General features: G+C 72.8%; 20 protein-coding genes and 1 riboswitch. Of the genes, 13 read left to right on the top strand and 7 right to left on the bottom strand.

Features of this window, described 5'->3' with window-relative positions; translation table 11 throughout:
* Positions 1-96: 96 nt before the first annotated feature.
* The 4 genes from AAFN69_RS24725 to AAFN69_RS24710 form a co-directional block, all read right to left on the bottom strand.
* Complete coding sequence (locus AAFN69_RS24725) at positions 97-1,821, bottom strand: cobyric acid synthase (protein ID WP_347730927.1); 1,725 nt, start codon at positions 1,819-1,821, stop codon at positions 97-99.
* Between the two features lie 4 nt (positions 1,822-1,825).
* A complete protein-coding gene (locus AAFN69_RS24720) occupies positions 1,826-2,785 on the bottom strand; it encodes a cobalamin biosynthesis protein (protein ID WP_347730926.1) in 960 nt (319 codons plus the stop codon).
* Between the two features lie 116 nt (positions 2,786-2,901).
* Positions 2,902-3,040: riboswitch (cobalamin riboswitch) on the bottom strand.
* A 167-nt stretch (positions 3,041-3,207) separates the two neighbouring features.
* A complete protein-coding gene (locus AAFN69_RS24715; RefSeq protein ID WP_347730925.1) occupies positions 3,208-3,432 on the bottom strand; it encodes a hypothetical protein in 225 nt (74 codons plus the stop codon).
* 12 nt (positions 3,433-3,444) lie between these two features.
* Positions 3,445-4,704 carry an inorganic phosphate transporter gene (locus tag AAFN69_RS24710; protein WP_347730924.1) on the bottom strand — a complete coding sequence of 420 codons (1,260 nt, stop codon included), beginning with the start codon at positions 4,702-4,704 and terminating at the stop codon, positions 3,445-3,447.
* A 269-nt stretch (positions 4,705-4,973) separates the two neighbouring features.
* On the opposite strand from AAFN69_RS24710, the gene AAFN69_RS24705 reads away from it, so the two are divergent.
* From AAFN69_RS24705 to AAFN69_RS24695, 3 genes are all read left to right on the top strand, one after another.
* Positions 4,974-5,633: a class II aldolase/adducin family protein gene (locus AAFN69_RS24705; RefSeq protein WP_347730923.1), complete on the top strand. Its 660-nt coding sequence runs from the start codon at positions 4,974-4,976 to the stop codon at positions 5,631-5,633.
* A gap of 1,096 nt (positions 5,634-6,729) precedes the next feature.
* Positions 6,730-7,857 (top strand): hypothetical protein, encoded by a 1,128-nt coding sequence (locus tag AAFN69_RS24700; protein ID WP_347730922.1) that lies wholly within the window; start codon positions 6,730-6,732, stop codon positions 7,855-7,857.
* 202 nt (positions 7,858-8,059) lie between these two features.
* Complete coding sequence (locus AAFN69_RS24695; protein WP_347730921.1) at positions 8,060-9,397, top strand: hypothetical protein; 1,338 nt, start codon at positions 8,060-8,062, stop codon at positions 9,395-9,397.
* Positions 9,398-9,451: 54 nt separating this feature from the next.
* Here the strand turns inward: AAFN69_RS24695 and AAFN69_RS24690 are convergent, their stop codons facing one another.
* On the bottom strand, positions 9,452-10,342 hold the full coding sequence (locus AAFN69_RS24690) for a neutral zinc metallopeptidase (protein ID WP_347730920.1): 891 nt from the start codon (positions 10,340-10,342) through the stop codon (positions 9,452-9,454).
* A gap of 334 nt (positions 10,343-10,676) precedes the next feature.
* Here AAFN69_RS24690 and AAFN69_RS24685 point away from each other — a divergent pair, with 334 nt between their 5' ends.
* The 3 genes from AAFN69_RS24685 (at position 10,677) to AAFN69_RS24675 (ending at position 13,827) form a co-directional block, all read left to right on the top strand.
* Positions 10,677-12,275, top strand: coding sequence for an ABC-F family ATP-binding cassette domain-containing protein (locus AAFN69_RS24685; RefSeq protein WP_347730919.1), 1,599 nt, complete (start codon positions 10,677-10,679; stop codon positions 12,273-12,275).
* A gap of 352 nt (positions 12,276-12,627) precedes the next feature.
* Complete coding sequence (locus AAFN69_RS24680) at positions 12,628-12,855, top strand: helix-turn-helix domain-containing protein (protein WP_347730918.1); 228 nt, start codon at positions 12,628-12,630, stop codon at positions 12,853-12,855.
* A gap of 168 nt (positions 12,856-13,023) precedes the next feature.
* A complete protein-coding gene (locus AAFN69_RS24675) occupies positions 13,024-13,827 on the top strand; it encodes an enoyl-CoA hydratase/isomerase family protein (protein ID WP_347730917.1) in 804 nt (267 codons plus the stop codon).
* An 84-nt stretch (positions 13,828-13,911) separates the two neighbouring features.
* Here the strand turns inward: AAFN69_RS24675 and AAFN69_RS24670 are convergent, their stop codons facing one another.
* On the bottom strand, positions 13,912-14,586 hold the full coding sequence (locus AAFN69_RS24670) for a hypothetical protein (protein WP_347730916.1): 675 nt from the start codon (positions 14,584-14,586) through the stop codon (positions 13,912-13,914).
* A 270-nt stretch (positions 14,587-14,856) separates the two neighbouring features.
* Between AAFN69_RS24670 and AAFN69_RS24665 the strand changes: the two genes are divergently transcribed.
* From AAFN69_RS24665 to AAFN69_RS24635, 7 genes are all read left to right on the top strand, one after another.
* Complete coding sequence (locus AAFN69_RS24665) at positions 14,857-15,342, top strand: Asp23/Gls24 family envelope stress response protein (protein ID WP_347730915.1); 486 nt, start codon at positions 14,857-14,859, stop codon at positions 15,340-15,342.
* A 67-nt stretch (positions 15,343-15,409) separates the two neighbouring features.
* Positions 15,410-15,601, top strand: coding sequence for a hypothetical protein (locus AAFN69_RS24660; RefSeq protein WP_347730914.1), 192 nt, complete (start codon positions 15,410-15,412; stop codon positions 15,599-15,601).
* 6 nt (positions 15,602-15,607) lie between these two features.
* The gene (locus AAFN69_RS24655; RefSeq protein WP_347730913.1) at positions 15,608-15,985 is read left to right on the top strand and encodes a hypothetical protein; all 378 of its coding nucleotides are present in this window, start codon (positions 15,608-15,610) and stop codon (positions 15,983-15,985) included.
* Entirely contained in the window at positions 15,982-16,620 is a 639-nt protein-coding gene (locus AAFN69_RS24650) for a DUF6286 domain-containing protein (protein WP_347730912.1), read from the top strand. Before AAFN69_RS24655 ends, AAFN69_RS24650 begins: the two co-directional genes overlap by 4 nt.
* Positions 16,621-16,625: 5 nt before the next feature.
* Positions 16,626-17,204: an alkaline shock response membrane anchor protein AmaP gene (gene amaP, locus AAFN69_RS24645; protein WP_347731076.1), complete on the top strand. Its 579-nt coding sequence runs from the start codon at positions 16,626-16,628 to the stop codon at positions 17,202-17,204.
* Between the two features lie 91 nt (positions 17,205-17,295).
* Entirely contained in the window at positions 17,296-17,853 is a 558-nt protein-coding gene (locus AAFN69_RS24640; protein WP_347730910.1) for a carboxymuconolactone decarboxylase family protein, read from the top strand.
* Complete coding sequence (locus AAFN69_RS24635) at positions 17,850-18,746, top strand: RNA polymerase sigma-70 factor (protein ID WP_347730909.1); 897 nt, start codon at positions 17,850-17,852, stop codon at positions 18,744-18,746. The genes AAFN69_RS24640 and AAFN69_RS24635 overlap by 4 nt, the downstream gene beginning before the upstream one ends.
* A gap of 93 nt (positions 18,747-18,839) precedes the next feature.
* On the opposite strand, the gene AAFN69_RS24630 is transcribed toward AAFN69_RS24635, so the two are convergent.
* Complete coding sequence (locus AAFN69_RS24630; protein ID WP_347730907.1) at positions 18,840-19,595, bottom strand: SDR family oxidoreductase; 756 nt, start codon at positions 19,593-19,595, stop codon at positions 18,840-18,842.
* Between the last annotated feature and the right edge of the window lie 2 nt (positions 19,596-19,597).

Genomic DNA, 19,597 nt, shown 5'->3' with positions numbered 1-19,597 from the left:
AGGTGCCCGGAACCAGGGGCAGGACAGGGCCGGAGACGGCCGGGCGGCCCGCCCGGCCGCGCGAACGGCCCGCGGCCGGCGGCGCGGTCGCGGTGCTCACGCGGGTGCTCCGTGTTCCGTGTGCGCTCCGTGCTTGTCGTGCTCGTCGCGCTCGTCGTGCGCTCCGCGCCCGCCGCACTCGCTGTGTTCGCTGTGTTCGTCGTTCGCGCGGAACCCGCCGGATTCCGGTGCTCCGGACACTCCGACGGCTTTTGCCGGAATCCCCGCGGGCACACCGGCATCCCCCGCCGTACGAGGATCCGGGGGCGCGCCCGGAGCGATGAAGGGAAGCCCCGCGGGCGCCCCGCCCTCGATCAGCCGCCAGAGCGCGTCCGTGTCCGCGTGCTCCTCCACGAGATCGCCGAGCCGGTCCAGCTGCTCCTCGCGCAGCGCCGCGAAGGAGGTGTCGGGAGCGGGCGTGAAACGCCGCCCCGCGGCGCTCGCCACCCGCCGCAGAAACGCCCGCCGGAAGCCGTCGCTCTCCAGCGAACCGTGCCAGTGGGTGCCCCACACCTCCCCGACCCGGCAGCCGTCCAGAAACGCCTCCCCGCCCAGAACCTCCGCGACGCCATGGTGGATCTCATACCCCTCCACCCGCTCGCCCAGCGCCGTGCCCACCGGCCTCGCGAGTGTCTTGCCCGCCGCGAACCGCACCCGCACGGGCAGCAGCCCGAGCCCCGCCACGGAGCCCGCCCGCGACTCGACCTCGTCCTCGATGTGTTCACCCAGCATCTGGAACCCACCGCAAATCCCCAGCACCGGCCGCCCCTCGGCCCCCCTGCGCGCCAACTCCCGCGCCAGCCCCCGCTCCCTCAGCCACTCCAACGCCCGTACCGTGCCCCGGGTTCCCGGCACGATCACCAGATCCGCGTCCGCCAGCTCCTCCGGTCGGTCCACGAAGCGCACGATCACCCCCGGCTCGGCCGCCAACGCGTCCACATCCGTGAAGTTGGACATCAGCGGCACCGCGCACACCGCGACCCGCAGTACGTCCTCACCGACCGGAGCCGTCACGGCGGACTCCCGCACGGCACCCCGCAGCGAGACCCGCAGCCCGTCCTCCTCGTCGATGCCGAGCCCGCCCGCGTACGGCAGCACCCCGTAGGTCCGCCGCCCGGTGAGCCCTTCGAGCATGTCCAGGCCGGGCTCCAGCAGCGAGACATCGCCCCGGAATTTATTGACCAGATACCCCGCCACCAGGCTCTGGTCCTCGGCGCTCAGCAGCGCCGTGGTGCCGAAGAAGGAGGCGAAGACACCGCCCCGGTCGATGTCGCCGACCACCAGCACCGGGAGCCGCGCGGCCCGTGCGACACCCATGTTCACGATGTCGGTCCGCCGCAGATTGATCTCGGCCGGACTGCCCGCGCCCTCGCAGATCACGGCGTCATGGGTGCTCAGCAGCTCCTCCAGACACCCCACCACCGTGGAGAGCAGGGCCTCCTGGCGTCCGCCGTGGTAGCCGCGCGCACTCAGCTCACCCACCGGCTTGCCCATGAGGACCACCTGGCTGCTGCGGTCACCGCCGGGCTTCAGCAGCACCGGATTCATCAGCGCGCTCGGCTCGGCCCGGGCGGCCTGCGCCTGCATCGCCTGCGCCCGGCCGATCTCCGCGCCCTCCCGGGTCACAAAGGAATTGAGGGACATGTTCTGCCCCTTGAAGGGGGCCACCTTCACCCCGCGCCGCACCAGCCAGCGGCAGATCCCGGCGGTGACCACGCTCTTGCCCGCATCGGATGTCGTACCGGCGACCAGCAGCCCGCCGCCCCGTCCGCGCCCGTTCACCGGGTCACTTCCCTTCCCTGTCGGTCCGCACCACACGCCGCCACAGCAGCCGTCCCGCGAGACCGGCGCCCAGCGCCAGCACACTCACCCGCCGCGACAGCCGGACCGCCCGTTCGATGTCGGCGGCCTCCACCGGCCGCCCCTCCCCGTGGAGCACCGGCCGGTGCTCGACCCGGCCGCCGTACGCGAGAGTGCCGCCCAGCCGTACGCCCAGGGCGCCCGCGAAGGCCGCCTCCACCGGTCCGGCGTTGGGGCTCGGATGGCGGTGCGCGTCGGCCCGCCAGGCCCGTACGGCCCGCACCGGGTCCCCGCCCGCGAGCACCGCGAGCCCGGCCGTCAGCCGGGCACCGGGCCATCCCACGACATCGTCCAGCCGCGCCGAGGCCCAGCCGAATCGCCGGTACCGGGGGGATTTGTGCCCCACCATCGCGTCCAGGGTGTTCACCGCCCGGAAACCGGCCAGTCCGGGCACACCGGCGAGGGTCCCCCACACCAGGGCGCCCACGACGGCGTCGGAGGTGTTCTCGGCGACGGACTCGACCACGGCGCGCGCGATCCCCCGCTCGTCCAGCGACTGCGGGTCGCGCCCGCACAGATGCGGCAGCCGCGCCCGGGCGGCCGTCACATCACCGGCGGTGAGAGCGGCCCCGATGGTGCGGGCCTCGCGGGCCAGCGACGTACCGCCGAGGACGGTCCAGGTGGTGCCGGCGGTCAGCGCCGCGGAGAGCGCGGGACTCCGGCGCACCCCGCGCGCGAGCAGCGCGGCGGCGGCGACGGTACCGCCCGCGCAGACGGCGGTGTGCAGTGCGCCCCAGCCCCGGTGGTCCCGCCACAGAGCCTGTTCGACGGCGCCGGCGGCCCGGCCGAACGCGGCGACCGGATGCCCCCGGCGGGGGTCGCCGAGCAGCAGATCGCCGATGAGACCGGCGGTGGCGCCGTACGCGAATACCCGGTCGGCACGCATCCGCTCAGACCGCGGTTCCGGTCCGGGCGGCCCGTGATGCCGGGGGTGTCACTGGGGCAGGGGCTGAACCGCGGCCGGGCATGGCTTCGTGTCCTCACTCAGGGTGTCCGCGCCCTGGTTCGACTGATCGGCGGCGAGAGTTCCTGGCTTCCGGGATCTCTCCCGGTGACAGTGGCGGGACCGCGCCGGATTTGCACCGGCTTCCTCTGCTGCCGCCGTAATGGCCCGGGCAGTCCACCACGCGGCGAGAACACCCGTCAACCTGCCGTTGACCTGCGGCGGGACAGTGTGCTGCGGCCCACACCCCACCGGCGGAAATGACAAACGGGCCGGTCACCCCCGCAGAAGGTGACCGGCCCGCCGGCCGGGACGGACGGCGGCCGCGGTGTGACACGCACACGCTCAGCCGCCGGATCGCCGTATCAGGTGACGATCAGGTAGATCCCGTAGCTCACCGCGGCCAGGCAGGCCGCGAAGCAGGCGTACGCGCCGGTCCGGGCCAGGGCCACGGAGGAACCGCCTTGGCCGTCGGCCGGGGCCTGCTTGCTCAGTCCGATGATGCCCATGACGAAGAGGCCCACCAGAGCGACGGTGGCGACGAGGCTCACGCCGAAGACGGAGCCGAGGGCTGCCCAGTCGATTTTCATACGGATCTGTCCTTACACCGCGGCCGGGCTGGCCGGGCCGTTCTCGGAGGCGTTGGCCGTGGGGGAGGGGATGGTGGTCTTGAAGTCGTCGTGGACGGCGACCTGGCCGGCCGGGGGCGGGGTGACGGCCGCGATGGCGGTGGTCACGACGCCGGGCTGCTCGCCCGTCTCGTCGACCTCGTTGACGTTGGTGTGGTCGACCACCTGGCGGCGGGAGTAGATCCAGATCGCGGCGGACGACAGGACCAGGAAGGCGGCGACGACGGCGACGCCCCAGTCGCCCTGCTTGGTCACGTACTCGGAGCCCGCGGCCACCAGACCGGCGGCCGGGAGGGTCAGACCCCAGGCGACGAACATCCGGGTGGCGGTGGACCAGCGGACCACACCGCCCTTGCGGCCCAGACCGGCACCCATCACCGCGCCGGAGCAGGAGTGCGTGGTTGAGAGCGAGAAGCCGAGGTTGGAGGAGGCGAGGATGACGCTGGCCGCGCTGGTCTGGGCGGCGAAGCCCTGCTGCGGCTGGAGGTCGGTCAGGCCCTTGCCCATGGTGCGGATGATGCGCCAGCCGCCGAGGTAGGTGCCGAGCGCGATGGCGACACCGGCGGAGACGATGACCCACATCGGGGGGTTCGAGCCGGGGGCGAGCACATTGCCGGCGACCAGGGCCAGCGTGATGATGCCCATCGTCTTCTGCGCGTCATTGGTGCCGTGCGCCAGCGAGACCAGACCGGCCGAGGCAATCTGACCGGCGCGGTAGCCCTTCGCGGTGGCCTTCTCATCGGTCTTCTGACCGAGCTTGTAGGTCAGCCGGGAGGCGAGGTACGCGCCGATGCCGGCGACCAGGGGGGCGGCGATCGCGGGGATCAGCACCTTGGTGACGACGGTGCCGCCGTTGACTCCGCTGACGCCGACCGAGGCGATCGTGGCGCCGATCAGGCCGCCCATGAGGGCGTGCGAGGAGCTGGACGGCAGGCCGACCAGCCAGGTCAGAAGATTCCAGAGGATGGCGCCGACGAGCGCCGCGAAGATCACTTCTGGTGTTATGCCTGACTCGTTGACGATTCCGCTGGAGATCGTCTTGGCGACCTCCACCGAGAGAAACGCGCCGACGAGGTTGAGCACGGCGGACATGGCCACCGCGGACTTGGGCTTCATCGCGCCGGTCGAGATGGTCGTCGCCATCGCGTTGGCGGTGTCGTGGAAACCGTTCGTGAAATCGAACACGAGAGCCGTCACGATCACAATCGCGAGCAGCAGCGTGATGTGTTCCATTTACCCAGGCAATCTTTGGACGTCAGTGGCCCGGCGAACGTAAGTAACCTGGGTGAACGGAAGGTGAACTGGGGTCGGATTCGGGGTGTCCCCATGCGGGGTTTTTCCTTCCGCTTCCGTCCGGAGGGGCTGTGCGGACGGGCTCGGCGGAGCTGAGCCGACAGAAAGTGGCTTCCATCACCTTTTAGGGATATCTGCCTGTTGTGGCCCACGGTCGCACCCTGTGCGCGCAGGGCGACGCCTGACAGGATTCCAGTATGACCGAACAGATGTCTGACCCCACTGGAGAAGCGATCGAACAAGCCTGGCGCGAGGTCGTCGCCACGGCTCGCAGAACCGCCGCGGAGGGCCTGGTGGTCGGCACCTCCGGCAACGTCTCCGTCCGGCTCGGCCCGGTCGTCCTGGTCACCCCGAGCGGGGTGCCCTACGACCGCCTCACCGACGCGGACACGGTCGCGGTCGGCCTCGACGGCCGCCGGCTCATCGGCACACTCGGCCCCACCAGCGAACTCCCCCTCCACCTGGAGGTCTACCGCAACACCGGCGCCCGGGCCGTCGTCCACACCCACGCGGTGCACGCCACCGCCGTCTCCACCCTGGTCTCCGAGCTCCCGCCCGTGCACTACATGACCGCGGCGCTGGGCGGGCCGGTGCGCGTGGCCCCCTACGCCCTCTACGGCACCCGGACTTTGGCCGAGAACATGCTCATCGCGCTGGAGGAGCGGACGGCGTGCCTCCTGCGGAACCACGGGACCATCGCGTACGGGGACAGCCTGGAGCAGGCGTACGACCGCACGGCGCAGCTGGAGTGGATGTGCCGGGTCTGGCTGACGGCGTCCTCGGTGCCGGGGCTCGCGCCGAGCCTGCTGACGGGTGCGGACCTGGACGAGGCGGCCGAGCGCCTCCGCGCCTATGGCCAGCCGACCTGACCCTTCCGGGGCTCGGCCCTGGGCCCGGCGCGTCTGCCTCCGGCGGGGCTTGTGTGTGCGGGTTGCCTGTTTCCCCGGGTGGGGTGCTTGTGTGTGCGGGTTGGGTGCCGCTCCGGTTCGGTACTGGGGCTGCATGATTTACGGCGCGCGCACCCGGTCTTGTTTCGATCACTCGGGTTTGCGCCACAAATCACGCTTGACGCCCCAGTACCGCTCCTGCGCGTCCCCCCTTCCGCGAGTGACCCCAGTGCGTGATGACGGTGACGAGGGTGCCCGTGCGTTCCGAGTCGGTTTCACAAGGCGGGGAACCCGGGTCCGGAACGTCACCCAGGGGGTGGGTGGGTGATGGGCGTCAGAGTGGGCGGGTGCATCTGGGCGGGCGCTCCCGCACCGGAAACAAGCGGCTTGGGGCAGGGTGCCGCTTATCGGGCGACGCCCGTGGAGGGGGTGTGCAGGGTCGTCCCCGGAAGAGCCGGCGGCAATACCCGGACAACCCGAACAACACAGGGCACCACGCGCACAAGAAGAGCCCCGCACCCCGGGCGACCCGAACACCACGGGCGAGGACGCGACACCGCCCACGCACTCGCCCGCACCAGCGAACGAGGGCGAGCAAATTCAGCCCCGCCGGCGTTTGAGGCGCCGGGTCCGGGGCGGAGCCCCGGGAAGGGACCCGCACTCCGGGACCCCGAACAACGCGGGCGAGGACGCGACACCGCCCCCACACCCGACCGCACCCGCGAACAAGAGCAAGCAAATTCAGCCCCGCCGGCGTTTGAGGCGCCGGGCCCGGGGCGGAGCCCCCGGGAAAGAACCCGCACCCTGGGCGACCCGAACGACGCGGGCGAGGACGCGACACCGCCCCCACACCCGACCGCACCCGCGAACAAGAGCAAGCAAAATCCAGCCTCGCTGGGGGTACCTCCCAGGCGAAGCTCTGGGGGAGTTTGAGGCGCCGGGTCCGGGGCGGAGCCCCGGAAAGGGGCCCGCACCACGGGGCGAGGGCGCACCACACCCCGCCCCGCCGGAGGCAGCCGCGTACACCCCCGGCCCCCGCCCGATGGCACGACCCCGCACCCGTGCCGACACTGGAACCGTGCGCCCGGCAACAGCGACGGCAGCGGCCGTCACCACCCTGATCGGTATCGGCGCGGCCGGCCTCGCCGCCGGCCGCTTCGCGAGCGACGCGGCGCTCAAGGTGCCGCCCGACCGGCCCATCCCCGGCGATCACCGGCTCACCGTGCACTCCGCGTCGCCGGGCCGGGTGACGCTCACCCGCAGCCTGGCCTCCCTGCGCCCGGGCACGTACGGCATCGACGGGCCCGGGGTCCATGCCGTGATCGGCCCGGTCCTCGACGACGAGCCGCACCCGGCCGACACCGTGGTGCGCCGGCTGGAGCGGGTCGGTCCGGGGAGCCTGGAGCCCGGCACGCGGGTGCGGCTCAGCCCCCGGCTGTACACCGGTGACCCCCTGTCGGCGCTGGGCATCCGGCACACCGATGTCACCATTCCCGGCGAGCTCGGCCCGCTCCCCGCCTGGTACGTCCCGGCGCCCCGCGACACCTGGGTGATCGCGGTGCACGGCCTGGGGGCCACCCGGGAGCACCCCATGAACCTGCTGCCCTTCCTGCACGGCCGCCGGCTCCCCGTCCTCGGTCTCGGCTACCGCGGTGATCCCGATGGCCCCAGGCCGCCCGATGGCCTCGGGCACCTCGGGGATTCCGAGTGGCGGGATCTGGACGCCGCCCTCCGCTTCGCCGTCCGTGAGGGCGCGGGCGGCATCGTCATCCACGGCTGGTCCACCGGCGCCACGATGGCGCTGCACGCCGCCGCGGGCTCCGCGCTGCGCGACCGGATCAAGGGGCTGGTGCTCGATTCGCCGGTGCTCGACAAGGAGGCCACCGTACGGGCGCTGGCCGCCGCCCGGCACACCCCGGCCCCGCTCGTCCCCCTCGCCGTCCGGGCGGCCCGCAGCCGGGCCGGACTCTATGACGACGGGCCGCTCGCACTGACGGATCCGCAGGTCCTCCGGGTGCCGACGCTGATCATTCACGGGCCGGACGACACCGTCGCCCCCTGGCAGCCGTCCCGGGAGCTCGCCGCGAGCCGCCCCGAGCTCGTCAGTCTCCACACCGTCCGCAACGCTCCCCACGGAGCCATGTGGAACGCCGACCCGGCCCGCTGCGAAGAGGCGCTGCGCCGCTTCCTGACCCCTCTGATGTGAGCCGCCGGACCCCTTCCGGCGGCTCCCCGCGGCGCGTCGCCGGGGCTCGGTCCGGGCACCTCGTCCGGGTTCCGTTTGGGCTTTCGGGCCATCAGCGGGAACACTGCTCCTTGTGACGTCCCGAAAGCCTGATGAGCAATTGGCGCGCAACTCCAGACTCCGTCTTGTCCGCCCGCGACCTCTGGCCACCGCCCGACGGGCTGTGACGACCCGGCGTACCCGGCCGGCCCCGAGGCCCCCCGAGGGCACTCCTCCTCCCGCAGAACTGGCCCGTCAGGCGAGGGAAGTCCTCGCCGACGCCGTGCGGATCGCCCGCTGGGCGGCCGTCGAGCGGGACCAGAGCAGCGCCCCCCTCGCCACCCCGGCCCGGGAACGGGCCGCCGCCGCGCTCGGGCTGACCCCGCTTCAGGTGCGGGCCGGCTGGGACCGGGCCCGCCTGGCCGGTCTCGTGGAGCTCCACGGCGGCACCGCGCGTCCCGGCTGGCGGCTGCGCGCCTGGGACCGCGACGACATGGCCGTGCTGCGCGGCTGGGTCGCTCTCTTCGACGCCTGGTCGCTGGTGCACCCGGCCCCCGGCGATGTCGCCCCCGCGGCCGTCGCGGAGGTCGTCGAGGCCGTTCCCCAGGTGCTCTCGCTCCTCCAGCTCTCGGCCGGTCCCGTTCTGGTTCCGGTCCTGCTCGATCTGCTGGAGCAGCGCGTCGCGGAGCTCCGCGAGGAGCGCTGCGAGGTCCCCTACGGGCCGCAGGCCGAGCCGCTGCCGGTGCCGGAGGCCGGCCCGGCGGAAGCGGTCCCGGCCGCCCAGCCGCCCGGCCCGGAGACCGTCGCCACCCTGCTCGACTGGGCCCTGGAGGGTCTCTCCGCGGTCGGCGCCCTCACCCTCGACAAGGGCCGCTCGGCGACCCTCACCCCGCTGGGGAACTGGGCGGTCTGGGTCAAGCTGGAGCAGATCTGTGTCGCGGCCCAGAGCCCGGCCGGGAACATCGAGCAGTCCGCCGACGACATGCTGCGCGGCTGCGCCCGGCTCACCCCCGGGCCCGCCCGGGCCGAGTACCGCGCCTGGCTCGCCGCCCGCACCGTCTCCAGCGCGGTGACGGAGCTCCTCGGCGTCGCCAGGGGCGAGGACGCCCTGCTGCGGGGTCTCGCCTTCGAGGCCCTGCGGGTGGTCGGCGGCCCTGCCGAGGCCGAGGTGCGCGCCGCCGCCGAGGAGCCCTCGCTCCGTCCGTACGCGCTGCTGTGGCTGGCGGAGTACGAGGGCGCGGACGCCGAGGACGCCCAGGACGTGCTCACCCGCGAGGAGGCCACCTGGCTCTGGGTGGACACCGCCGCCGCCGTGGCCGACCACGGCGAGCCCCAGCTGCTGCTGCGCCATCTCGACTCCGCCGTGCAGGGCACCGTCCCGGCGCTGCTGGAGGAGGTCCGGGCGGGCGGACATCCCCGTACCGTCCAGGTCCTGGTGGCGCTGGCCGCCGCCCACCCCGATCCGGCGCTCGCCAAGGCGGTGCGCCGGGCCGCCTTCCAGGTCCACACCGGCGGCGCGTAGCCCCGGCGCGGGGCGGCGGGGGCCCGGAGACCGGGCCCCCGCCGGCGCGCCCGCTCAGGCGAAGGTGTTGCAGCGGGCCATGTCGCCGGTGCGGTGGCCGATGCCGAACCACCGCTGCCGCTGGGCCGCCGAGCCGTGCGTCCAGGTCTCCGGGGTCACCCGGCCCTGGAACCGCTCCTGGATCCGGTCGTCGCCCACGGCCGCCGCCGCGTCGAGTCCGTCCCGGATGTCCGCGTCCGTCAGGCTGGTCAGCAGCGGACGGCCGGTGGTCTCGTCGGGCGTGGTGGTCGCGTGATGCGCCCAGACGCCCGCGTAGCAGTCGGCCTGGAGCTCCACCCGTACGGAGTTGCTCCCGGCGCCCCGCCCGCCGTCCCCGGCCCGCTGGAGCGTCCCCATCAGGTTCTGCACATGGTGTCCGTACTCGTGTGCCACGACATACGCCTGTGCGAACGGTCCGCCGCCGGATCCGAAGGAGTCCCGCAGCTCGCCGAAGAACCCGAGATCGAGGTACACCTGCCGGTCGCCGGGGCAGTAGAACGGGCCGACCGCCGAGGTCGCCGCACCGCAGGCGGTGTTCACCCGGCCGGTGAAGAGCACCGTCCGGGCGTCCGCGTACCGTCCCTGGCGGCGCGGGAACTCCGCCCGCCAGAAGTCCTGCACGCTGTTGACCACCGCGACGATCCGGCAGTCCTCCCGGGTGTTCGCGTCGGAGCCGCGCCGGCAGGCCCGGTCCACCTCCGCCTGCGAGGAGGAGGTCGCCACCGGATCGGGGGCGCCGGAGGACAGCCCGAGCTGTTCGGGGCCGATCCCGAAGAGCAGCCCGAGGATCAGGGCGACGACCCCGGCGATCCCGCCGCCGACGGTGGCCTTCCCGCCGGGGATCCGGCCGCCGCGCACATCCTTGACCTCGGACGTGTCCAGATCGGCGTCGTCGTCGAACCGCATGGGCCACCACTCCCGGCTTCCGTCCCGCCGGCGGCCGCCGGCCCTGTGTCGGACACCGGCCCCGCCCGGATCCGGCACGGCGCCGGCCCGCCGCCCCGCGCCGAGTATCGGACACCCGCCAGCGGAATGCCCCTTTTGTCGTCATCCGGGCCTGTCGGCCGGCGGAGGGCCCCGCTCCGCTGCCCGTACCGCCGCGAATCCGTCCCCGGGGAGCGAAAAGCACTTGCAGCCCCCCGTTAGACTGGCCCGTATGGCCATCCTCCTTGCGCATTAGCCGGCGTCGAAGCCCCCGCGCCCCGTCCTTCCGCCGTCCATACCGCCCTGGAGACTGTCCGTGATCACCGCTTCCGGTGTTGAGCTGCGTGCCGGCGCCCGCATCCTCATCGAATCCGCTTCCTTCCGCATCGCCCGGGGCGACCGCATCGGCCTCGTCGGCCGCAATGGAGCGGGCAAGACCACCCTCACCAAGTGCCTCGCGGGCGAGGGCCAGCCCGCCGCCGGCACCATCGCCCGCTCCGGCGAGGTCGGCTACCTCCCGCAGGACCCGCGCACCGGCGATCTCGACATCCTCGCCCGTGACCGCATCCTCTCCGCCCGCGATCTCGACTCCGTCCTCCGCAAGATGCGCGAGAACGAGGACCGGATGGCCAACGGCAAGGGCGCCACCCGCGAGAAGGCCATGAAGAAGTACGAGCGCCTGGAGACGGAGTTCCTGACCAAGGGCGGGTACGCGGCCGAGGCCGAGGCGTCCACCATCGCCGCCGCCCTCGGGCTCCCCGACCGGGTCCTCGGCCAGCCGCTGCACACGCTCTCCGGCGGTCAGCGCCGCCGCGTCGAGCTGGCCCGGATCCTCTTCTCCGACGCCGACACCCTGCTCCTCGACGAGCCCACCAACCACCTCGACGCCGACTCGATCGTCTGGCTGCGCGACTACCTCAAGACCTACCGCGGCGGCTTCATCGTGATCTCCCACGATGTCGATCTGGTCGAGACGGTCGTCAACAAGGTCTTCTATCTGGACGCCAACCGCTCCACGATCGACGTCTACAACATGGGCTGGAAGCTCTACCAGCAGCAGCGCGAGGCGGACGAGAAGCGCCGCAAGCGCGAGCGCCAGAACGCGGAGAAGAAGGCCGCCGCCCTCAACTCCCAGGCCGACAAGATGCGCGCCAAGGCCACCAAGACGGTCGCGGCGCAGAACATGGCCAAGCGCGCCGAGCGCCTGCTCGCGGGTCTTGAGGAGGTGCGCGCCTCCGACAAGGTCGCCAAGCTGCGCTTCCCCGAGCCCGCGCCCTGCGGCAAGACCCCGCTCACCGCCGAGGGCCTCTCCAAGTCGTACGGCTCGCTGGAGATCTTCACCGATGTCGATCTGGCGATCGACAAGGGCTCCCGGGTGGTCATCCTCGGCCTCAACGGCGCCGGCAAGACCACCCTGCTGCGGCTGCTCGCCGGGGTGGAGAAGCCCGACACCGGCCAGGTCACCCCGGGCCACGGCCTCAAGCTGGGCTACTACGCCCAGGAGCACGAGACCCTGGACCCCGAGCGCACCGTCCTGGAGAACATGCGCTCCTCGGCGCCCGATCTCGATCTGGTCGAGGTGCGCAAGACCCTGGGCTCGTTCCTCTTCTCCGGCGACGACGTCGACAAGCCGGCCGGTGTGCTCTCCGGCGGTGAGAAGACCCGGCTGGCGCTGGCGACCCTCGTGGTCTCCTCCGCGAATGTGCTGCTGCTCGACGAGCCCACCAACAACCTCGACCCGGCCAGCCGCCAGGAGATCCTCGGAGCCCTGCGCACCTACAAGGGCGCGGTCATCCTGGTCACCCACGACGAGGGTGCCGTCGAGGCGCTGGAGCCCGAGCGGATCATCCTGCTGCCCGACGGAGTCGAGGATCTCTGGGGAGCCGACTACCGCGATCTGGTCGCGCTCGCCTGATTCCGCCCAGCGGCCGGTCAGAACACTGATCCACTGCCTATGGATCATTCGGCTCACAGGTGATCCATCATCTGAGTGAGTGTGTCTCGTACCCCGGAGTGACGCCGAGTGAGGGGCCGAGTTCCGGAGACGGAGCGCGGCCCCTTCCGTCGTACCGACTCTGACCAGGCAATTCCCCGGACAGCGCGCGCGGGCGGCGATTTTCGGAGCCTCGGAATGAACCCTTCCGGAGCCGCTCGCCGTATATCGCACAACAAAGGTCCTCGCATGGACCTTGCCGAATGGGTGGCCAGGAAGCGCGCAAGGGGTGATCATGAGAAGTCCAGAGCGCACTTCCCATGAGGAGGCACGGGTGGCCGAGACTCTGAAGAAGGGCAGCCGGGTGACCGGCGCCGCGCGCGACAAGCTCGCGGCAGACCTGAAGAAGAAATACGACTCCGGTGCGAGCATCCGGGCGCTGGCCGAAGAGACCGGCCGGTCTTATGGATTCGTCCATCGGATGCTGAGCGAGTCCGGAGTCACATTGCGGGGACGCGGCGGAGCGACACGAGGCAAGAAGGCCGCTTCGGCCCAGGTCTGACGACCAGGGCTTCCCACCGGTTCTTGAGGTGGTCATCCGGCCGGTCACACGGCCGGCCGGATGATCGTCTCCCGTGAAGGGTCACTGAGGAGTGGCCGGCCACGGGTGGTTACTGTGCAGTCGCTTAGTTACGCTGCACGGAGACTGCACCCGAACCGGAGGCGCCCCATGACTTCGCTCGACTCCGCGCGTGACCTCGTACTGGACAAGGACGGTGTACAGCTCGCCGTCGAGGACGCGGTCGCCACGGTAACGCTGACCAATCCGGCGAAGCGCAACGCTCAGTCTCCCGCTCTGTGGCGGGCGTTGGCACAGGCCGGACGGTCACTGCCGGGCACCGTGCGGGTCGTTGTGCTGCGCGCGGAAGGCGTGTCCTTCTCCGCCGGTCTCGACCGGCAGGCGTTCACGCCCGAGGGCTTCGACGGTGAGCCGTCCTTCCTTGACCTGGCACGCGCTTCCGATGCCGAGCTGGATTCGGCCATCGCCGAGTACCAGGAGGCTTTCACCTGGTGGCGGCGGAGTGATCTGATCACCGTCGCGGCGGTCCAGGGACATGCCATCGGTGCCGGATTCCAGCTCGCACTCGCCTGCGACCTGCGCATCGTCGCCGACGATGTCCAGTTCGCCATGCGCGAGACCAGCCTCGGGCTGGTCCCCGATCTCACCGGTACCCATCCGCTGGTGGCACTCGTCGGCTACGCCCGCGCGCTGGAGATCTGCGCCACCGGCCGCTCCGTCCGCGCCGAGGAGGCCGAGCGCACCGGGCTCGCCAATCTGGTGGTCCCCGCCGGGGAGCTCGACGGCGCGGTACGGGATCTGGCGACGGCGCTGCTCGCCGCACCGCGTGATGCGGTCATCGAGACCAAGGCGCTGCTCCGGGGCGCCGCCGGCCGCTCCCTGGAGGAACAGCGGACGGCCGAGCGGGCGGCCCAGGCGCGCCGCCTCCGGGATCTCGCGGGCATCGGCGACTGACCCGGCCGCCGCCCACCCCCTTCGCCGGGGTCTTCCTTCCGGATCCCGCCAGAGCGCGCCCCAGCGGGATCCGAGCCGAAGACCCTAGGCGTTCACGGCTGTGACCAGCACGGTCACGGGCAGACCGGTCCCGAGCGCCGCGGACACCGCGACCCGTACCGCCCGTGCCACGGTGAGCGGGTGGTGCCCCCGGGCGATGGCCGCCTCCACCCGGACATGATCCGGAGCGGTGTGCACCGCCGGGCCCAGCACCGCTGTCAGATGGGCGACCCCCTCGACCGAGGCAGCCGCGGAGCCGGCCGGACCCTCCGCTTCCGCCGGCCGCGGTCCGGGTGGCGGAGCCGCGCTCTCCGGTGCGGCCTCCTCCGAGGGGTCGAGGAGCGCCGTCACCCGGAGATCGGCCTCGCGCACCTCCAGCCCCAGCCCGGCCGACGCGGCGGCCAGCAGCGCCTCCCGCAGGGCCGCGGCGAGGACGGGCAGCGGTTCGCCGGCCCCGGCCGCGAAGTCCGCCTCGATGCGCAGCACCCCCGGCGGCAACCCGCCCGGCGGAATCGGCGGCACCGGAACCGCCGACCGCTCCGGGCCGCCGGCCGGACCCAGCCGTACCCTGCCCGGCCGTACGCCGGGAATCCCGGCCGCCGTCTCGCCGAGCGCCGCCGCGGCGGCCCGCTCGGTCAGCCAGATTCCGTCCGCGGCCCCGCCCAGCGGGAGCAGTCTGCCCGGGCCGAGCCATCTCCGTACCGCATCAGCAGTGGTCATTGCCCCAGCCTGCCGTATGCACCGCGCCGGAACGGGCAAGCGCCCTCATCCGGGCAAAGGAGTGTCCTTCGGGACGATCCGGCAGTTGAGCATGGTCCGGGAGCCCGCCGCGGCTCCTCCGTGAACCGGCGGGATCGGTGAGAACCGGCAAGACTGGTGGGTGTGTGTCACGACAAGTGGTGCGAAAACCGGATAGCCAGCGAGAAATGCCGATGAGCGAGGCTCTGGGCATCACAGAGATCTGTACGGCCCCGGAAAGGATCCAGGACGATGAGCGACACCACCGGCAGTGAGCCGACCGGCGCGGGCGGCGAGCAGCGCGATTCCCGGAGGACATCGACCGCCAAGCGCGGCGGCGGCGATCCCGCCTCCCGCGGGCGCACCACGATCGCCGACGGCGTGGTCGAGAAGATCGCAGGGCTGGCGGCCCGCGATGTGGTGGGTGTCCACGCGATGGGCAGCGGCCTCTCCCGGACCTTCGGCGCGGTCCGCGACCGCGTCCCCGGCGGCGGGAAGTCCAGTGTCACCCGAGGAGTGAAGGCCGAGGTCGGCGAGGTGCAGACGGCGCTCGACCTGGAGATCGTGGTCGAGTACGGATTCTCCATCGCCGAGGTCGCCCGCGCGGTCCGGGAGAACGTGATCTCGGCCGTGGAGCGCATGACCGGTCTGGAGGTCGTCGAGGTCAACATCGCGGTGAGCGATGTGAAGCTGCCCGACGAGGAAGAGGACGAGCCCGAGCAGCCCCGACTCCACTGAGGCACCGGAGACCGGGCGGTTCGGCGGGTCGGCAGTTGTTCCAGTGGTTCCAATGGAGGAGCTAACGATGAACATGGCTGTGGTCGGCATGGTGGCTGGCATGGCACTCGGCTTCGCCGGGTACTTCGGCGGCTTCGGCGCGTTTCTGCTGGTCGCGGCACTTGGCGCGGTCGGGTTCGTGGCCGGGCGCTTTGTGGACGGCGATATCGAGCCCGGTGACTTCTTCCGGGGTCGCGAGCGCGGCGACCGGCGGCGGTGAGGCGGGGTGGCCGCGGAACACTCCACAGCGGATGAGCGGGACGGCGGCCTTCCGGCCGCCGGTGACCGCGGCGCGACCGTCATCGCCGACCGGGTGGTCGCGAAGATCGCCGCTCAGGCGGCACGCGAGGCGATCGGCGGCGTCCCCGAGGGGGGCGGCGCTCCCCATGCCACGGTGACCGTGCGCCATGACGCCGCCCGGGTGCGGATCAGTCTCGAACTCGACTACCCCTCCGACATCGGCGCACAGTGCGGCGCGGTCCGCCGCCGGGTCGAGAACCGGGTGGGGACACTGGCCGGTATGGCGGTCCCCGAGGTGTCGGTGCTGGTGGAGCGGCTGCACTCGGCGCATTCGCGCGGAGTGGCCGAGGGGAGGACCACATGACCGCCGCACCCGCCGGACCGGACTCCGACACCGGCACGCCCCCCGCCGCCGGTCCTTCGGAGCCGGCCCCCGCCGCCCCGGCCGGGGCGAGAGCCGGACGGTTCTGGTCCGTGCGCCGGATCCCGGCCGCGCTGCTCGCCCTGGTGGTCCTCGGCGGCGCCGGCATTCTGCTGTACGACATCGTCGCGGTGCGCGCCGGCCGGCCGGCCATGCAGTGGCGGCGCACCACCGCCGAACATCTGGCGCGCTGGCGGCTGGACGACACCGGCGTACTGATCGCCGCCGCGGTCGCCGCCGTGCTCGGGATCTGGCTGATCCTCCTCGCCCTCACCCCGGGACTCCGCAAGCTCCTCCCGATGCGCCGCGACGATCCGTCCGTACGCGCCTGTCTGGACCGGGACGCGGCGGCGCAGGTCCTCCGCGACCGGGCGATGGAGGTCCCCGGGGTGCAGTCCGCCAAGGTGCGGGTGCGCCGCTCCAAGGTCTCCGTGCGCGCCCGCTCCCACTTCCGCGAACTGGAAGAGGTGCGGACGGATCTGGAGGGCGCCCTCGGCACCGCGATCGCCGAACTCGGCATCGCCAAGCCCCCCGCGCGGGCCGTCCGGGTCTCGCGGCCACCGGCGAAGAAGGGGTGACACGGATGCTCCGGGTCGTCAATCGCGTACTGCTCGGCCTCGCGGGCCTGGTGCTGGTGGCCGTCGGCGGGGCGGTGCTCGCGACCGGGACGGGGCTCTCGGTTCCCGCCTGGTTCCCCTGGGACGGCAGCCGCGATGTGCTGCTGAGCACCGCCGACCGGGAGCGGTGGCGGGACGAGGGCTGGTGGTGGCCGGCGGTCATCGCGGGCTTGGCGGTACTGGTGCTCGGCGCTCTCTGGCTCCTCCTCGCCCAGCTCCGCCGGGGCCGGCTCACCGACATCGTGGTCGACAGCGGGGACGGCGAGGCCGCGCGGCTGCGCGGGCAGGCGCTGGAGAACGCCGTGGCGGGGGAGGCGGAGTCGCTGGAGGGCGTCTCCGGGGCGCGGGTCCGGCTGACCGGGCGCCGCAGGGAGCCCGGGGCGCGGGTCCGGCTCCAGCTCGAACCGCACGCCTCCCCGGCGGCCACCCTGACCCGGCTGACCTCGGAGGCGCTGGGACATGCCCGTGCCGCGGCGGGTCTGCCCGTACTGCCCGCCGAGGTCCGGATCCGTGCCGCCAAGCACCGCGCCCGCCGGGTGAGCTGACCCGGGCGGGGCTTCGGCGGGGCCGTGTCACATTTCCCCGGGCCGGCCGGTCACTCCTGTGAGAACCGGCCCACCGAGGAGAAGGACCGCCATGCCGCGTATCCCGCTCACCCCGCCCCGTACCCTGCTGATGCGCATCGGCTCCTGGTACTCGCGCCGCACCTACGGCAAAGTGCTCGACCCGGGCTCGGCGTACGGGCACAATTCCCGGGTGTTGTACACCTATCTGAGCCTGGAGCGGCGGGCGGCGAAGTGGAACCGGCTCGACCCCGGTCTCAAGCACCTCGCGGTGATGGCCGCGGCGGCGCGCGTCAACTGCTCCTGGTGCCTTGATTTCGGCCACTGGGAGGGGCGCCGGCAGGGGATGCCCGCCGAGAAGATCGCCCATGTGCCGCGGTGGCGGGAGAACCGGAGGTTCTTCACCCGGCCGGAACAGCTGGTCATGGAGTACGCCGAGGCCGTCACCGCGACCGAGCCGGAGGTCACCGACGAGCTGGCCGCGGAGCTGCTCACCCTGCTGGGCGAGGCGGCCCTGGTGGAGCTCACGGCGATCGTCGCGCTGGAGAACTGGCGCTCCCGGGTGAACAGCGCGTTCGGGCTGACCAGCCAGGGGTTCTCCGACTCCTGTGACCTCCCGGCCGCCTCGTGAGCGGTACCGCGCCGGCGGGGAACCCCGCCTCCCCGGATGTCTTCGAGGAGCACCGCCGGACCCTCTTCGGCGTCGCCTACCGCATGCTGGGCAGCGTCGCCGACGCCGAGGACATGGTCCAGGACGCCTGGCTGCGCTGGAGCCGTACCACCGTGCAGGTGGACAATCCGGGCGGTTTTCTGGTCCGCACCGTCACCAATCTCTCGCTCAACCGGCTGAGTTCGGCCGCCGTCCGCCGCGAGTCGTATGTCGGCCCGTGGCTGCCCGAGCCCCTGGTGACGGCACCCGACGACGCCGCGGCCGGCGCGGAGCTGGCCGAATCGGTCTCGCTGGCCCTGCTCGTGGTGCTGGAGACCCTGTCGCCGCTGGAACGGGCCGTCTTCGTGCTCAAGGAGGTCTTCGGTTTCCCGTACGCGGAGATCGCCGCCACCCTGGAGCGGAGCGAGGCGTCGGTGCGCCAGGTCGGGCACCGCGCCAGATCCCATGTCCGGGCCCGCCGGCCGCGCCACGAGGCGCCGGCGGAGGTGCGCCGCCGGGTGACCGGGGAATTCCTGAGTGCCTGTATGGGCGGCGACCTCAACCGGATGATGGAACTCCTCGCGCCGGAGGTCACCGCCTGGACCGACGGCGGCGGCCGGATCAGGGCCGCGCTGCGGCCGATCACCGGCTCCGGCAAGGTGGCCCGTTTTCTGCTCGCGGTGGTCTCGGATGTGGCGGTCGAGGGGCTCGCGGTGGTGCCGGTCGATGTCAATGGACACCCGGGGCTGCTGGTCTCCGTGGGCGGACAGGCCGACACGGTGGCCGTCTGCGAGGTCGAGGACGGCCGGATCACCGAGCTGCGCATCGTTCGCAACCCGGACAAACTCGGCCATGTGGAGCTCGCCGCCCCCTGAGAGCGGGAACCGGCCGCCCGCCCGCAACCCGGGGGCGGCCGCCCGCCCGCAACCCGGGACCGGCCGCCCGCACCGGGGCGGCCGGCCGCCGGACTAGAACCCGTGCCGGGCGCCGCCGTCCACCGGCACCATCACCCCGGTCAGGTAGGACGCGGCGGGCGACAGCAGAAAGGCCGCCACCCTCCCGAACTCCTCCGCCGTGCCGTACCTCCGCAGCGGCAGCCGGGACTCGTGCCCGGCCCGCGCGGCCTCCGCGTCGCCGCTGAGGGCGTCGAGCTCGCGGACCCTGTCCGTGTCGATGCGCCCCGGGAGGAGCCCCACGACCCGGATGCCCTGCGGGCCGACCTCATTGGCGAGCGACTTGGCGAACCCCGCCAGCCCAGGCCGCAGGCCGTTGGAGATCGTCAGGCCGGGGATCGGCTCATTGACCGAGCCGGAGAGCACGAATCCGATCACCCCGCCCTCGTCCAGCGCCGCCGCGGCCGTCCGGGCGAGCCGGACCGCGCCGAGGAAGACGGAGTCGAAGGCGGCCCGCCACTGCTCGTCCGTATTGTCCGCGGCGAAGCCGGGGGCGGGCCCGCCCACACTGATCAGCACCCCGTCGAACCGCCCGTAGTGCGCCCGGGCCGCCCCGATCAGGCGCTCCGCGCCGGTGGGCTCGGCATTGTCCACCGCCATGCCCACCGCGTTCGGGCCGAGTCCGGCCGCGGCCTCCACGACCGTCTGCTCATCGCGCCCGCTGATGACGACCTTCGCGCCATCGGCGATCAGGGCTCGCGCGGAGGCGTTGCCCAGCCCGCGCGAGGCACCGGTCACCACATAGACACGGTCCTTCAGTCCAAGATCCATGG

It is taken from the genome of Streptomyces sp. CAU 1734, assembly GCF_039888735.1.
In the GTDB taxonomy this organism is placed as follows: Bacteria; Actinomycetota; Actinomycetes; order Streptomycetales; family Streptomycetaceae; genus Streptomyces.
The sequence above is the reverse complement of the archived record's forward strand: the minus strand, read 5'-3'. Positions and strand labels throughout refer to the sequence as shown.